Below are 13,941 nucleotides of genomic sequence, written 5' to 3'. Positions count from 1 at the left end.
GTGGCGCGAACTTCGGCCCGCATCACATCAATCGGGGCCAGGCCCTGCTTGGTGCGGATATGCCAATAAGTCCAGCCGTTACAAGACGGTGCGCTCTGGATCTGGGCACCCACCTGGTGGATCGAGCCGGAACGTTCGCCGGCGATGATTGACCCGTCAGCCCTGACGCGCGCCGTGTGGCGGCCCTTGGGGCAATAAAGCGTATCGCCCGGCTTCACCATGCCGCGCTCGACCAGCGTGCCGAAAGGGATGCGCGTCTGGGCGCGTGGCGACTGGGTGACGCACATCGCATCGCGGCTGGCCGGCTGGATTTCAGCGAGGCGGGCGCGGGCGACTTTCAGATATTCGGCGTCGCGCTCGATGCCGATATAATGGCGGCCGAGACGTTTGGCGGCGGCACCGGTCGTGCCCGTACCGAAAAAGGGGTCGAGGACGAGATCGCCCGGATTGGTGGTCGAGAGCAGGACGCGGTGCAGCAGGGATTCCGGCTTTTGCGTCGGATGCGCCTTCTTGCCGTCATCACCCTTGAGCCGCTCACCACCCGAACAGATCGGCAGCGACCAGTCAGAGCGCATCTGCACCCCGTCATTGAGGGCCTTCATCGCCGCATAATTGAAGGTCGGACGGCCATCCTTGGTCTTGGCCGCCCAGATCAGGGTCTCGTGCGCATTGGTGAAGCGCGTGCCCTTGAAATTCGGCATCGGGTTGGTCTTGCGCCAGATGATGTCATTGAGAACCCAGAAGCCGGCATCCTGGAGGATGCCGCCGACGCGGAAGATGTTGTGGTAGCTGCCGATCACCCAGATGGCGCCGTTCGGCTTGAGCACGCGGCGCGCCTGCTCCATCCACTGCCAGGTGAAGAGGTCGTAATCGTCGAAGCCGCCGATCTGGTCCCAGTCATTGTCGACGGCGTCGACCTTGGAATTGTCGGGCCGGTGCAGATCGCCGCCGAGCTGGAGATTATAGGGCGGGTCGGCGAAGACGAGATCGACGCTGGCGTCGGGAAGCGATTTCATCACTTCGACGCATTCGCCTTCCAGAATCTGATCAATCGGGGACTTCACCATAACGCACCACTCCACTCGTCTGCATGAGGGGCAGTTCTCAGCCCTTCAGGCCTAACGGGTCGTTAAACACGAATCAAGTTATCCACATGGAGTCCGGATTTGCCCGTCGAGTCCGATTCTGCGTCTAGCGCTTTTCGAGTGCCGCGCGGACCGGCGCATAGCTGAAACGGTGAATCGGGCAAGGGCCGAGCGTGATCAGGGCGTTGCGATGGAGGGAGCTGGGATAGCCCTTGTGCGCCTCAAATCCGTATCCGGGAAAACGCAGCGCCGCGCGCAGCATCAAATCGTCGCGGACCGTCTTGGCGATAATCGAGGCGGCGCCAATCGCCGCTTCCGAGGCATCGCCCTTGATGATCGCCTCGGCGCTGCAGGGCAGGCCCTCGGGCACGCGATTGCCGTCGATCAGGATGTGTCCGGGCATAAGCGGCAGATTGCGCACGGCCCGCGCCATCGCCGTCATCGTCGCCTGCAATATGTTGAGCCGGTCGATTTCCTCCGGCTCGGCAATGCCGACCCCGACCCAGGCGAATTGCCGGATCTGCAGCGCGAGTGCCGTTCGCCGTTTCTCGGAAATCGCCTTGGAATCGCCGAGGCCAGCGACAGGCCGGGCCGGATCGAGGATCACGGCCGCTGCGACAACGGGCCCGGCCAGCGGGCCACGTCCGGCCTCGTCGACACCGGCGATCGGAAACTTGTCGCTCGAAGTGCTGAAGAGGTCCGCTGACATGGCAGCAGGCTTACCCATTGCCGGCCTGCGCCGCAATGAGCCGCTTCGGGCTCAGAACAGGCTCGGCTGAACCGCCGTGCCGAGCGGGCGCTCGAATGCGTTGAAATCCGCCACCGGCCGGGCGCCATCCAGAGCGCTGCGTTTGACGGCGGCCCGGAAGCGCGCCGCGATCAGTTCGGCATAGGGGCCGGTGCCGCGGCCGCGTGTGCCCCAGCTGGCGTCGTAATCCTTGCCGCCGCGCATCTGGCGCAGCAGCGACAGCACACGCCCGGCGGCGTCCGGGCGCTTGTCGGCCAGCCAGTCGCGGAACAGGTCCTTGATCTCCAGGGGCAGGCGCAGCAACACATAGCCGGCCCGGCTGGCACCGGCGGCCGCGGCTGTGTCCAGAAGTGCCTCGATCTCGTGATCATTGAGACCGGGAATGACCGGCGCCATCATCACCGTCACCGGAATGCCGGCCTCGCTCAGCCCCCTGATGGTCTCCAGCCGCCGGTGCGGCGCGGCGGCGCGCGGCTCGAGGTCTCGCGCCAGCTTGCGGTCAAGCGTGGTCAGCGAGATCGCGCCAGAGACAAGCCCGGCGCGGGCCATCGGTGCGAGGATGTCGAGATCGCGCAGCACCAGCGCCGATTTGGTGATGAAGCTGACCGGATGTTTGTAGCGGGCGAAGACCTTGAGGATTTCCCGCGTCGTCTCCAGCTTGCGCTCGAGCGGCTGCCAGGCATCGGTATTCGCCCCGATCATGATCGGACGCGGACGATAGCCCGGCTTGTTGAAGGCGGCCTCCAGCAGGGCGGCAGCGTCAGGCTTGGAGAAAATCACGCTCTCGAAATCGAGCCCCGGCGAATAGCCGAGAAAGGCATGGCTCGGCCGGGCATAGCAATAGACGCAGCCATGCTCGCAACCGCGATAGGGATTGATTGACTGGTCGAAGGCGATGTCCGGCGACTTATTGGTCGCGATGATCGTGCGCGATGTGTCCTTCAGGACAATGGTGGCCAGTTTTGGCGCCGCGTCATCATGATCGCCCCAGCCATCATCGAAGGATTCGCGGCTCGTCGCTTCGAACCGTCCGGCAAGGTTAGACCGAGCGCCTCGACCCCGGGGCGGCGGGGTCTGGATTGGGGCATTCAGGGCGTAGCCTCCTGGGCGCTCGGTCATGAGGGGAGTATGACTCGGCGTCGGAACAAATCAAGAACAAAATTGATTCAGGCGCAGGTTTTCCACGCATGGGAGCGGTCGCTCGGTCTCACATGCGCGTTTTCAGTCTTCGAGCCGTTTAGCCAGCGTCAGCATGTCCTGCCAGACGAAGCGCTTTTCCGTCGGGCGGCGCAGCAGATAGGCGGGATGGAATGTGGGCAGGGCCGGGATGGTGGCACCGGTCGGCTCGCCGGCGGCGTCGCGCAGGGCATAATCGGCCCAATGGCCACGCAGTTTGGTGATGCTCTCGCTGGCCCCGAGCAGGGATTGCGCGGCAATACCGCCGCCGAGGACGAGGATGTCCGGCTTGATCAGCGCGATATGTCGCTCGATGAAGGGCAGGCAGGTGGCGATCTCGTCCTGGGTCGGGCTGCGATTGCCGGGCGGACGCCAGTTGATCACATTGGTCAGGTAGAGCTGGTCCGGTGCCAGGCCGATCGAGGCGAAGATCCGGTCGAGCAAATGCCCGGCGGGGCCGACAAAGGGCTGACCCTCCATATCCTCGTCGCGGCCCGGCGCTTCGCCGATCATCATGATTTTTGCCGCCGGATTGCCACGTGCGAATACGGTATTGCGTGCCGTATTGCGCAAGGGGCAACCGTGAAACCCCTCAATCGCCGTGCGCAGGGCGTCCAGCGTCTCCGCCTTGCCCGCCAGTTCGCGGGCGCTGGGGCCTTCACTCTTGGCATCGCCAAAGCCGGCAGCCTTGGCCGAGGCGGCGGTTGCGGCTGCCGGGCGGCGCTCGCCCGGACGGGTTTCGCTGGTGCTGGCCCGAGGCGGCGGCGCGGCCTTCGGTGCCAGAGGCGCCCGGGGCCGCACGATCGGCTCATCGAGCTCAATACCCGCATCCTCCCACCAGGCGAGCAGCGCCTTGAGAGCTTTTTCGTCCTGCATTGTGAGCGGAGCGGTGGAAATGGTCGGTCCTTACGTGAACGTCAACGTCACAAATCTTCTGTCCCGGCGCGGCAAGCGCTGGAAGCGGGCGCAATCCTAAGCTATGACCGGATACCCGCAAGCCGGATATGTGTTGAATCCGAAGAGACAAGAGGTCGCCGCCCGATGACTGATACCGCAATCGAACGCGAATCCATGGATTATGACGTTGTCATCGTTGGGGGTGGGCCGGCCGGCCTGTCCGCTGCGATCCGTCTGAAACAGCTCGCCGCCGAAGCCGGGACCGAAGTCTCGATCGCCGTGCTGGAGAAAGGTGCCGAGATCGGCGCCCATATCCTGTCCGGCGCTGTCGTCGATCCCAAGGCGCTCAATGAGCTGCTGCCCGACTGGAAGAATATGGGCGCGCCGATCAATGATCCGGTGAAGACCGATATCTTCGAGGTTCTGGGCCATCATGGTTCGATCAGCCTGCCGACCCTCTTTTTCCCGCCGCTGATGAGCAATCATGGCTGCCATATCGTCTCGCTCGGCAATGTCTGCCGCTGGCTCGGCGAACAGGCCGAAGCGCTTGGCGTCGAGATCTATCCCGGCTTTCCGGCCGCGGCGCTCGTCGAGGAAGACGGTGCCATCAAGGGCGTGGTCACCGGCGATTTCGGTCTGGCGCGCGATGGCTCCCACAAGGATGGCTATCAGCCGGGCATGGAGCTGCGCGGCAAATACACGCTGATCGGTGAGGGCGTGCGCGGCTCGCTGGCCAAGCAGCTGATCGAGCGTTTTGATCTCTCCGCCGGCAAGGAGCCGCAGAAATTCGGCATCGGCCTGAAAGAGCTGTGGCGCGTGAAGCCGGAGAACCACAAGCCCGGCATGGTCAAGCACACGATGGGCTGGCCGCTCGACGGCAAGACCGGCGGCGGTTCCTTCATGTATCATTATGGCGAGAACCTGGTCTCGATCGGTTTCGTCGTTCACCTCAACTACAAGAATCCCTATCTCTCGCCCTTCGAGGAATTCCAGCGTCTCAAGACGCATCCGGCCATCAGCGCGACCCTGGAGGGCGGCGAACGCCTGTCCTATGGCGCCCGCGCCATCACCGAGGGTGGCTATCAATCGGTGCCGAAACTCGCCTTCCCCGGCGGCGCGCTGATCGGTTGTTCGGCCGGCTTCGTCAATGTGCCGCGCATCAAGGGCAGCCATAACGCCATGAAGACCGGCATGCTGGCCGCTGAATCCGCCTTCGCCGCGATCCAGGCGGGCCGCGCCCATGACGAACTGAGCGAGTATCAGACAGCCTATGAGAATTCCTGGGTCGCCAAGGATCTCAAGCGCGTGCGCAATGTCAAACCGCTCTGGTCGAAATTCGGCACCCTGTTTGGCGTCATGTTTGGCGGCATCGATATGTGGTGCAATACGCTGTTTGGCGGTTGGTCGCCCTTCGGCACGCTGGGCCACGGCAAGACCGATGCGGCCAGCCTCGAGCCGGCGGCGCAGCACAAGCCGATCAGCTACCCCAAGCCCGATGGCGTGCTGACCTTTGATCGCCTGTCCTCGGTCTTCATCTCCAACACCAATCACGAGGAGGACCAGCCGGTCCATCTCAAGGTCGCCGACCTGGCGCTGCAGACGGCTTCGGAGCTGGAAGAATTCGCCGGCCCGTCGACCCGCTATTGCCCGGCGGGCGTCTATGAGTGGATCAAGGATGAAACCAGCGGCGAAGAGCGTTTCCAGATCAACGCCCAGAACTGCGTCCACTGCAAGACCTGCGATATCAAGGACCCGAACCAGAATATCAACTGGACCACGCCCGAGGGCGGCGGCGGGCCGATGTATGCCAATATGTAGGCCATGAGTGCTGCGCCCTTGCACGCGGGCCTGCGGAGAGCGAGCATGACGCCATGATCAAACATTTGCGCGTCCTGCCGCTTTTCCTGGCCATTCTTGCGATGGCCTCCTGTGTCTCGGTCCCCGAGGAGGAAACGTCGGCCTATGGCGCCTTCCTCGCGGCGCGCCATGCCGGCGTCAATCGCGATGCCCGGGGCGCGGCGGACTATTATGCCGAGGCCCTGCGCCGCATGCCCGGCGATACGATCCTCACCGACCGCGCCTTCATCACCGCCATTCTGGCCGGCGAGATGGAGCGTGCCGTGCCATTGGCGGTGGCCAGCCAGGCCTCCGGTGATCCCAGCCGTCTGGCCGGGCTCTATGTGACCGTCGACCAGATCCACGCCCGGCGCTATGTTCAGGCGCTCGATACCCTGCATAATGCCCCCGATTACGGGCCGTTCAATGCTTTCCTGGCCCAGATCTGGACCCAGTGGGCCCTGCTGGGCAGTGGTGCCGTGGATGAAGCGCTGGCCGGCGCCGAGGACCTCGCAGCGCCGGGTTTCCTGGCCCCTTTCATTCCGATCCACCGCGCCATGCTGTTTGATGCTGCCGGCCGGGTGGTCGATGCCGATGGCGCCTATCAGGCGGCGGTTTTCGGCTCGCCCTTCCCGCGCATGACGACCGAGCTCTACGGCAATTTCCTCGAACGCCAGCGGCGCCCCGATGAGGCGCTTGAGCTGTACCAGGCCTATCTCGAGGGCAATCCACTCGATTCCAGTATCAGCCTTGCCGCCGAGCGCGCCCGCGCCGGCCGCCCTGCGCCGCCGCGCCCGGGCATCGCACAATTTGCCGCCCGTTCGGCGTTCGGACCGGCCGCGAGCCTTGCAGCGCAGGCGGATATGGACCTGGCCGTGGTCTATCTGCGCATGCTGCAACGCCTCGATCCGGTTGATGCCTCGATCCGGGTCATGCTTGGTGAGACGCTGCAGCGCATCAGCCTGCCCGAACTGGCGCTGGCGGAATATGCCGCCGTGCCGGCGGGCGCCTTCAAGACTTCCGCGGAAATCGACCGTATCTGGTTGATGGCGCGGCTCGGGAATGTAGAGCCGGCGACGCTGTCGGCGCGGGCCCTGGTGCAGGAGACCGGAGATACCGAGGCGCGCCTCATCCTGGCCGATCTGTTGCGGGTGCAAAGCCAGTGCGAGGAGGCGGCCGAGCTGTATCGCGGTGTCATCACGGACCGGCATGCTGCCGGCCAGCCCGATGACTGGCGGCATTATTACTTCCGCGCTGCCTGCCTCTACAGCAATGAGGACTGGTCCGTGGCTGAAACCGCATATCTTGAAGCGCTGGAAGTCGCCCCGAATGAGCCGCAAATTCTCAATGATTTGGGCTATCTGTGGATTGATCACGGGGTCAATATCTCGCGCGCCTTCGAGATGGTGTCGCGCGCGGCCGAGCTGGAGCCGGAACAGGGCAATATCGTCGACAGCCTCGGCTGGGCGCATTACCGCCTCGGCCAGTATGATGCTGCGGTCAGCGAACTCGAGCGCGCCGCGGCGCTGGATCCGGGCAATGCCACGATCAATTACCATCTCGGCGATGCCTATTGGCAGGTCGGGCGGCGGCTTGAAGCCGGCTTCCAGTGGCGCCGGACGCTTGACCTCGAACCCGACGAGACGGAGCGCGAGGGCATTGCCCTGCGTCTGCAATCAGGCGTGCCGGCTGCTGAATCCATTCCGATCGAGGTCGAGAACCCGTGACTGACAGCGATATCGTCGAGCGCGCTGCGGCCAAGGTCAATCTGACCCTGCGCGTCGGTCGCGCCCGCGCGGACGGCTATCATCCGCTCGACAGCCTCGTCCTGTTTGCCGACTGGGGCGATACAATCAGCGTTCAGCCATCTGCGGCCCTGACGCTCAGCATGTCCGGTGAGGCATCGCGCGCGCTCGCGAATGACCAGGCCAATCTGGTCTTGCGTGCGGCCAGGGCCCTGCAGGCCGCGGCCGGGATTACGACCGGCGCTGCGATCCATCTGGAAAAACTCATCCCGGTTTCAGCCGGGCTCGGCGGCGGTTCGGCCGATGCGGCAGCGACCCTGCGCGCGTTGAACCGGCTCTGGCAGTTGGACTGGCCCATGGAAAAACTGGCGCAATTGGCGCTCGGCCTTGGCGCCGATGTGCCGGCCTGCCTGTATTCGCAGCCCCTGAGAATGCGCGGAATTGGCGAATGGATTGAATTGCTGGGCGATGTTCCGCAGCTCTTCGCGGTGATCGTCAATGCCGGTATTCCCGTCTCGACGGCGGATGTTTTCCGGCAATTCGATGCCGGCGACCCGCCGCCATTGATCCAATCGACGCCCGATCTGGATGCCTTGCCCAGCTGGCTTTCCGCCGAGCCCAATGATCTGCAATCGGCCGCAATTGCCGTGGCGCCGGATATCGCCCGGACGCTGGAATTGATTGCGGCGACGGGCATGCCCCGCCTGGTGCGCATGTCCGGATCCGGGGCCAGTTGTTTCGGACTTTACCCGGACATGGACGAGGCGATGCAGGCGGCTGGCCTGTTGCGGGCCGCTCTGCCCGACTGGACGATTGTGCCCGCGCAGCTGGGGGAGGGTGGTCATGCGTGAAGCCCTGCCGCTGATTGCGGCCTTCGGCACGGCGCTCCTGCTCGGCTGGGTGATGCGGCGTGCCGGGATTATCGACCGTCCCAACCAGCGTTCCAATCATGAGCGGCCGACACCGCGCGGTGGCGGGCTTGGCATTCTGGCCGGATTTTTCCTGGCCTTGGCGTTACTGCCCGAACAATCACCGGCGAACGGGGCGATGCTGGCGGGGCTGGCCGTGTGCGGCGGAATCGCGGGGCTGACGGGCCTGCTCGACGATTGGTTCACCCTTTCAGAAACGCCCAAATTCATCATCCTGGCCGTGATCAGCCTCGCCCTGGCAGGGGTGGCCGGTCCGGTCCTGGAGTTTGGTGTCGCCCTGCCTTGGCTGATCGGTCTGGCGGGGACGGGCCTTTGGGTCTTCACGACGGCCAATGCCGTCAATTTCATGGATGGTTCGGATGGACTGATCCTGGCCTGCCTGATCCCGGCCTGCCTGGTGCTGGGGCTGGCGGGGGGCGGCGATGTCGGCCCCGCGAGCCTGGCGCTGGCTGCGGCCCTGGCCGGTTTTGCCGTCTGGAATGCGCCGCTTCTGCATCCGCGCGGGACGCTGTTTGCCGGCGATGCCGGCGCGCTGGGGGCCTCGGTCCTGTTTGCCGGGCTGGCGCTGCGCTGGGCGGCGACCGGGCCTGACGGAACGGTCTGGCTGGCGGCGCTGCTGATCCTGCCCCTGCTGGGCGATGTGTTGTTGACGATGGCGGCGCGGGCCCGGGCCGGACGCCGTCTGTTCGCGCCGCACCGGGCGCATGCCTATCAACTGCTGATCCGCACCGGTTCGAGCCACCGGCGTGTCGCGGCGATCTGGGCCGGGCTGAGCCTGGTCTGCGGTGCGCTGGTGCTGATCGGCGCGGCCGGACCGGCGGGCCTGAAGCTTGCTGTCTTCGTGATCGGCGTGGCCGGTTTCACGGTTTTTCACCGCATCGTACGCCAGCGCGCCGCTGCGGCCGGTGAGGACATCACACAATAGGCTGAAAAGCCGTGGCCGCGTCAGTGGGCGCGGGTGACGACGAAGCTGGCCAGCGCTTCCAGGGCGAGACGCCATTCATTGGCCGGGAAGATTGCCAGCGCCTGGCGCGCCTTGTTGGCCCGGTTGTGGGCTGCTTCGATCGTTGCTTCGATGGCCTTGTGTTCGCGCATATAGGCCAGGGCGGTATCGAAATCGCCGTCGCGCTGGTCGAGCTGGCCGATCACCCGGTCCCAGAAGGCGCGTTGTTCCTCAGTGGCAGACAGAATGCTCAGCGCGACGGGCAGGGTGACCTTGCCTTCGCGGAAATCATCGCCGACCGACTTGCCCAGCTTGGCCGCGGCGCCGTCATAATCGAGCGCATCATCGACCAGCTGGAAGGCGAGGCCGAGTTCGCGGCCATAGGTCTCCAGCGCCTTTTCCTCAACGATGGGCCGGGCTGCGACAATGCCGGCAACCTGGGCGGCGGCGGCAAACAGGGCCGCGGTCTTGGCGTCGATGATTTCCAGATAGGTCTCGACCGAAACGCCGGTATCCTTGACGGCAGCGAGCTGGCGCACCTCGCCCTCGGCAATCGTCGAGGCGGCGGCCGAGAGCACACCGAGTGCCTTCATCGAGCCGGCTTCGACCATCAGGGAGAAGGACCGCGCAAACAGGAAATCGCCGACCAGCACGCTGGAGGCATTGCCCCAGACGAGATTGGCGGCGGCCTTGCCGCGCCGCATGCCGCTCTCATCGACCACATCATCATGCAGCAGGGTGGCGGTGTGAATGAATTCGACAGCGGCGGCGAGCTTGATCGGCGCCTCGTCGCGGCAGCCAATCATATTGGCCGCGGCAATGGTGATCATCGGGCGCACGCGCTTGCCGCCCGCCTCGATCAGATAGCGCGCCAGTTCGGGGATCAGGGTCACATGGCTCTGCAGCCGGTCAAGAATCAGCGCATCGACCCGGCGCATATCGTCGAAAGCAAGCGTGGCGAGGCGTTCGGCGGCGTTGAGCTCTGCCGGTTCGGGCATGCGAGCGGTCGCTTTCACTTTCACAATGCTGTCCACGCCTGGAGTTTCCCTTGAAGCTCGTAGAAACCTGATGACAATAGAAATCCCCGCCATGCCCGGCAAGCGGCCTTGTCGGTGGCAATTCAGCACAGGAGTTCGTGCCCGATATGAAAGAGGTCCTGAGAACCAATGATCCGGTGCGGCTGTCCTATGCGCAGAGCCTGCTGAATGATGCGGGAATTGAAGGCGTTGTGCTCGATGAGGGCATGTCGACCCTGTATGGCGGCGGGCTGCCTTTCATCAAGCGGCGGCTGATGGTGGTCGATGAAGACGAGGGTGAGGCGCTGCGTTTGCTCGCCGAAGCCCTGCCGGAGGAAGAATGAGCGAGACCACGCTTGATCGCCTGCTCGACGGCCGGGTGGAATTGCGCCAGTCGGCCCGGGGCTATCGCGCCGGCATGGATGCCGTTCTGCTGGCGGCCAGCCTGGCAGCGAAGCCGGGCGAATTGCTCGTTGAATTTGGCTGTGGGCCGGGTGCGGCCCTGCTGTGTGCGGCGCAGCGCATGACGGGCAATAGTTTTCTCGGCCTGGAAATCGACCCGGACGCGGTCGAGCTGGCAACGCAGAATATCGCGGCCAACCGGCTGGGCGAACGGGTGAGGGTGCGCCAGGGCGATATCGCCGCGCCGATGGGGGCGCTGAAGGCGGCCCAGGTTTTCTTCAATCCACCCTATTTCGACGACCCCGGGGCGCTGCGCCTGCCCAAGGCGGAGAAACAGCGCGCCTGGCTGGCCGGTGATGTGCCCCTGGCCGACTGGGTCGCGGCGGCGGCGCGCCTGCTCGAGCCGAAAGGGCGCGTCACATTGATCCACCGCGCCGATGCATTGGGCGATATCCTGGCCGCCCTGGCCCCGCGCTTCGGCGCGGTCGCTGTCCGGCCCGTTCATCCCCGTGCCGACCGGCCGGCCAAGCGCGTGCTGGTCACCGCGCGGCTCGGCGGCAAGGCGCCGCTGGTTATCCTGCCAGCCCTGGTCCTGCATGATGAAGGCGAGGCCGCCCATACCGCCCAGGCCGACGCCATCATGCGCGGCCAGGCGCTGATCGCGATGGATGTGTGAGCGGCCGGCCGCCGATGTTGCAGCGCAAAAAGATCAGGTGTCACCGGCTTGATTACGGCGGCGCGCTTGCCTAGTGTCCGCGCCAATTCAAGCCGACATTCGATTTGACGGGAAAATTGCCATGGCCGCCGACAAAGCGCCGTCCTTCCAGGACCTCATCCTGCGTCTGCAGCACTACTGGGCCAGCCATGGCTGCGCTATCCTTCAGCCCTATGATGTCGAAGTCGGTGCGGGCACGCTGCATCCGGCGACGACGCTGCGCTCGCTGGGCCCAAGGCCGTGGAGTGCGGCCTATGTCCAGCCTTCGCGCCGTCCCGGCGATGGCCGCTATGGCGAAAACCCCAACCGGCTGCAGCATTACTATCAATTCCAGGTCCTGCTGAAGCCTTGTCCGGACAATCTGCAGGAGCTCTATCTCGGCTCGCTCGATGCGATCGGGATTGATCGCGATCTGCATGATGTCCGCTTCGTCGAGGATGATTGGGAAAACCCGACGGTGGGCGCCTGGGGGCTGGGCTGGGAAGTCTGGTGTGACGGGATGGAAGTCAGCCAGTTCACCTATTTCCAGCAGGTTGGCGGCCAGGATGTCGATCTCGTTTCCGGCGAGCTGACCTATGGGCTCGAACGGCTGGCGATGTATGTCCAGGGCGTCGACAATGTCTATGATCTCGACTTCAACGGCGCCGGGCTGAGCTATGGCGACATTTTCCAGGAAGCCGAGCGGCAATTCTCCGCCTTCAATTTCGAACATGCCGATGTCGACATGCTGACGCGCTGGTTCGAGGACGCGGCCGGTCAGTGCAAGGCCCTGCTGGCGCTGGAAAAACCGCTGCCGCTGCCGGCCTATGATTTCTGTCTCAAGGCCTCGCACATCTTCAACCTGGTCGATGCCCGCGGCGCGATTTCGGTCGCCGAACGCGCCAGCTGGATCGGGCGCGTGCGCGAACTGGCCAAGGGCTGTGCCGATGCCTGGGTGGCGTCGGAACGGGTAATGTTTGAAGGCGCAGCGTGATGAAACTCCCCATGCGCGGTGGCTGCCAGTGCGGCGCCATTCGCTACGAGATCACCAGACAGCCGATGACGCTGTATTGCTGCCATTGCACGGCGTGCCAGCAGCAATCCTCGAGCGCCTTCGGCATGTCGATGCTGGTCGAGCGCGACGGCTTGCGCTTCCTCAAGGGCGCGCCGACCGCCTTTGCGATGGAAACCGGCAGCAAGAGCGCCAAGATGGGCCTGTTCTGCGATGCCTGCGGCACGCGTATCGCCCATGACACCGAGGGCAAACCGGCGCTCTCGCTCAAGGCCGGCACACTCGACGATCGCGCCCGTCTGCGCCCGGTCGGCCATATCTGGGTGCGCAGCGCCCAGGACTGGGTCACATTCCGCGATGATGACCTGATCTATGAAAACGCGCCCGATGACGGCTATTTCGCCCTCATGGAACGCTGGTCCTCCCAAGAACATGCCTGAACGGAACGCATTTGATGTCTGAACTCCTGTTTGAAATCTTCTGCGAGGAAATTCCCGCCCGCATGCAGGCGCGTGCCGAGGCCGATCTGGCCCGCCTGCTGGGTGAACGCCTCAAGGCCGCCGGGCTGGCCTGGGAGACGCTGACCACATTTGCCGGGCCGCGCCGTCTCGGCCTGGCCATGACCGGCCTGCCGCTCAAGACCGAAGATGTCCGCGAAGAGCGCAAGGGTCCGCGCACCGATGCGCCGGAGAAGGCCGTCCAGGGCTTCCTGCGCGGTGCCGGGCTGGACAGTCTCGAGGGCTGCGAGAAGCGCGACGACAAGAAGGGCCAGTTCTGGGTCGCCATCATCGAAAAGCCGGGCCGCGCGACGGTCGATGTCGTCGCCGAGGCGATTCCGGCGGTGATGAAGGAATTCCCCTGGCCCAAATCGATGAAATTCGGCGAGGGCGAGAAACTGCAGCGCTGGGTGCGTCCGGTGCATCGCCTGCTCTGCCTGTTCGACGGATCTGTCGTGCCGTTCGACGTCTTTGGCATTGCCGCGTCCAACATTACCGAAGGCCATCGCCGCCATGGGCCGGGCCCGTTCGAGGTCCGTGATTTCGCGCACTACACCAAGGTCCTGCGCGAAGAGGGCCATGTCGTACAGCAGCGCGAGGACCGCGAGGCGATCATTCTCGCCGGCGCCCGCAAGGTCTGCCAGGACGCCGGTCTGGAACTGGTCGAGGATGCCGGCCTGCTGCATGAGGTCGCAGGCCTGGCCGAATGGCCGGTGCCGCTTCTGGGCAAGATGGATCCCGATTTCCTCGATCTGCCGCCGGAAGTCATCACCCTGACGATGAAGACGCACCAGAAATACTTCGCCGTGCGCAAGCCGGGCGAAGACGGTCTGGCGGCTCATTTCGTCGTTGTCGCCAACCAGGCCGCCCCGGATGGCGGCAAGGCCATCGCGGCGGGCAATGCGCGCGTGCTCTCGGCAAGGCTCTCTGATGCCCGGCATTTCTGGGATAATGACCGCAA

Annotated in this window: 14 protein-coding genes; 9 read left to right on the top strand and 5 right to left on the bottom strand. The window is 64.8% G+C overall.

Annotated features, from left to right (window positions below):
* From AAC023_RS11085 to AAC023_RS11070, 4 genes are all read right to left on the bottom strand, one after another.
* Window positions 1-1,016, bottom strand: a 1,016-nt coding sequence (locus AAC023_RS11085; RefSeq protein WP_339741210.1) for a site-specific DNA-methyltransferase, incomplete at its 3' end; no start/stop codon positions are given.
* A gap of 175 nt (window positions 1,017-1,191) precedes the next feature.
* Window positions 1,192-1,794, bottom strand: a complete 603-nt coding sequence (locus tag AAC023_RS11080; protein ID WP_339741209.1) for a ribonuclease HII — start codon at window positions 1,792-1,794, stop codon at window positions 1,192-1,194.
* Between the two features lie 51 nt (window positions 1,795-1,845).
* Window positions 1,846-2,952, bottom strand: coding sequence for a PA0069 family radical SAM protein (locus AAC023_RS11075; protein ID WP_339741207.1), 1,107 nt, complete (start codon window positions 2,950-2,952; stop codon window positions 1,846-1,848).
* Between the two features lie 102 nt (window positions 2,953-3,054).
* Window positions 3,055-3,885 carry a uracil-DNA glycosylase gene (locus tag AAC023_RS11070; protein ID WP_339741206.1) on the bottom strand — a complete coding sequence of 277 codons (831 nt, stop codon included), beginning with the start codon at window positions 3,883-3,885 and terminating at the stop codon, window positions 3,055-3,057.
* 165 nt (window positions 3,886-4,050) lie between these two features.
* Here AAC023_RS11070 and AAC023_RS11065 point away from each other — a divergent pair, with 165 nt between their 5' ends.
* Genes AAC023_RS11065 through AAC023_RS11050 form a run of 4 tightly spaced genes read left to right on the top strand, consistent with a single transcriptional unit; the run spans window position 4,051 to window position 9,341 of the window.
* Window positions 4,051-5,724, top strand: a complete 1,674-nt coding sequence (locus AAC023_RS11065) for an electron transfer flavoprotein-ubiquinone oxidoreductase (RefSeq protein ID WP_339741205.1) — start codon at window positions 4,051-4,053, stop codon at window positions 5,722-5,724.
* Between the two features lie 53 nt (window positions 5,725-5,777).
* Window positions 5,778-7,469: a tetratricopeptide repeat protein gene (locus AAC023_RS11060; RefSeq protein WP_339741204.1), complete on the top strand. Its 1,692-nt coding sequence runs from the start codon at window positions 5,778-5,780 to the stop codon at window positions 7,467-7,469.
* Window positions 7,466-8,338: a 4-(cytidine 5'-diphospho)-2-C-methyl-D-erythritol kinase gene (locus tag AAC023_RS11055; protein ID WP_339741203.1), complete on the top strand. Its 873-nt coding sequence runs from the start codon at window positions 7,466-7,468 to the stop codon at window positions 8,336-8,338. Before AAC023_RS11060 ends, AAC023_RS11055 begins: the two co-directional genes overlap by 4 nt.
* The gene (locus tag AAC023_RS11050; protein WP_339741202.1) at window positions 8,331-9,341 is read left to right on the top strand and encodes a hypothetical protein; all 1,011 of its coding nucleotides are present in this window, start codon (window positions 8,331-8,333) and stop codon (window positions 9,339-9,341) included. The genes AAC023_RS11055 and AAC023_RS11050 overlap by 8 nt, the downstream gene beginning before the upstream one ends.
* A gap of 20 nt (window positions 9,342-9,361) precedes the next feature.
* Here AAC023_RS11050 and AAC023_RS11045 read toward each other — a convergent pair whose 3' ends face one another.
* On the bottom strand, window positions 9,362-10,357 hold the full coding sequence (locus AAC023_RS11045) for a polyprenyl synthetase family protein (protein ID WP_339741201.1): 996 nt from the start codon (window positions 10,355-10,357) through the stop codon (window positions 9,362-9,364).
* 146 nt (window positions 10,358-10,503) lie between these two features.
* Between AAC023_RS11045 and AAC023_RS11040 the strand changes: the two genes are divergently transcribed.
* The 5 genes from AAC023_RS11040 to glyS form a co-directional block, all read left to right on the top strand.
* Window positions 10,504-10,719, top strand: coding sequence for a DUF2007 domain-containing protein (locus AAC023_RS11040; RefSeq protein ID WP_339741211.1), 216 nt, complete (start codon window positions 10,504-10,506; stop codon window positions 10,717-10,719).
* The gene (locus AAC023_RS11035) at window positions 10,716-11,453 is read left to right on the top strand and encodes a methyltransferase (protein WP_339741199.1); all 738 of its coding nucleotides are present in this window, start codon (window positions 10,716-10,718) and stop codon (window positions 11,451-11,453) included. The genes AAC023_RS11040 and AAC023_RS11035 overlap by 4 nt, the downstream gene beginning before the upstream one ends.
* Before the next feature lie 121 nt (window positions 11,454-11,574).
* A complete protein-coding gene (locus AAC023_RS11030; RefSeq protein ID WP_339741196.1) occupies window positions 11,575-12,465 on the top strand; it encodes a glycine--tRNA ligase subunit alpha in 891 nt (296 codons plus the stop codon).
* Window positions 12,465-12,923: a GFA family protein gene (locus AAC023_RS11025; RefSeq protein WP_339741194.1), complete on the top strand. Its 459-nt coding sequence runs from the start codon at window positions 12,465-12,467 to the stop codon at window positions 12,921-12,923. The genes AAC023_RS11030 and AAC023_RS11025 overlap by 1 nt, the downstream gene beginning before the upstream one ends.
* Before the next feature lie 14 nt (window positions 12,924-12,937).
* A partial coding sequence (gene glyS / locus AAC023_RS11020; protein ID WP_339741192.1) for a glycine--tRNA ligase subunit beta occupies window positions 12,938-13,941 on the top strand: 1,004 nt, incomplete at its 3' end.

Source organism: uncultured Maricaulis sp., assembly GCF_963976135.1.
Classification (GTDB): Bacteria; Pseudomonadota; Alphaproteobacteria; order Caulobacterales; family Maricaulaceae; genus Maricaulis.
This window is presented reverse-complemented; position numbering and strand designations above follow the sequence as displayed.

Bases quoted from the DNA above. Each gene is read 5' to 3' on its own strand.
- AAC023_RS11060 (WP_339741204.1), top strand. From the start codon at position 5,778: ATGATCAAACATTTGCGCGTCCTGCCGCTTTTCCTGGCCATTCTTGCG.
- AAC023_RS11030 (WP_339741196.1), top strand. From the start codon at position 11,575: ATGGCCGCCGACAAAGCGCCGTCCTTCCAGGACCTCATCCTGCGTCTG.
- AAC023_RS11070 (WP_339741206.1), bottom strand. From the start codon at position 3,885: ATGCAGGACGAAAAAGCTCTCAAGGCGCTGCTCGCCTGGTGGGAGGAT.
- AAC023_RS11075 (WP_339741207.1), bottom strand. From the start codon at position 2,952: ATGACCGAGCGCCCAGGAGGCTACGCCCTGAATGCCCCAATCCAGACC.
- AAC023_RS11040 (WP_339741211.1), top strand. From the start codon at position 10,504: ATGAAAGAGGTCCTGAGAACCAATGATCCGGTGCGGCTGTCCTATGCG.
- AAC023_RS11025 (WP_339741194.1), top strand. From the start codon at position 12,465: ATGAAACTCCCCATGCGCGGTGGCTGCCAGTGCGGCGCCATTCGCTAC.
- AAC023_RS11035 (WP_339741199.1), top strand. From the start codon at position 10,716: ATGAGCGAGACCACGCTTGATCGCCTGCTCGACGGCCGGGTGGAATTG.
- AAC023_RS11050 (WP_339741202.1), top strand. From the start codon at position 8,331: ATGCGTGAAGCCCTGCCGCTGATTGCGGCCTTCGGCACGGCGCTCCTG.
- AAC023_RS11045 (WP_339741201.1), bottom strand. From the start codon at position 10,357: ATGCCCGAACCGGCAGAGCTCAACGCCGCCGAACGCCTCGCCACGCTT.
- AAC023_RS11080 (WP_339741209.1), bottom strand. From the start codon at position 1,794: ATGTCAGCGGACCTCTTCAGCACTTCGAGCGACAAGTTTCCGATCGCC.
- AAC023_RS11065 (WP_339741205.1), top strand. From the start codon at position 4,051: ATGACTGATACCGCAATCGAACGCGAATCCATGGATTATGACGTTGTC.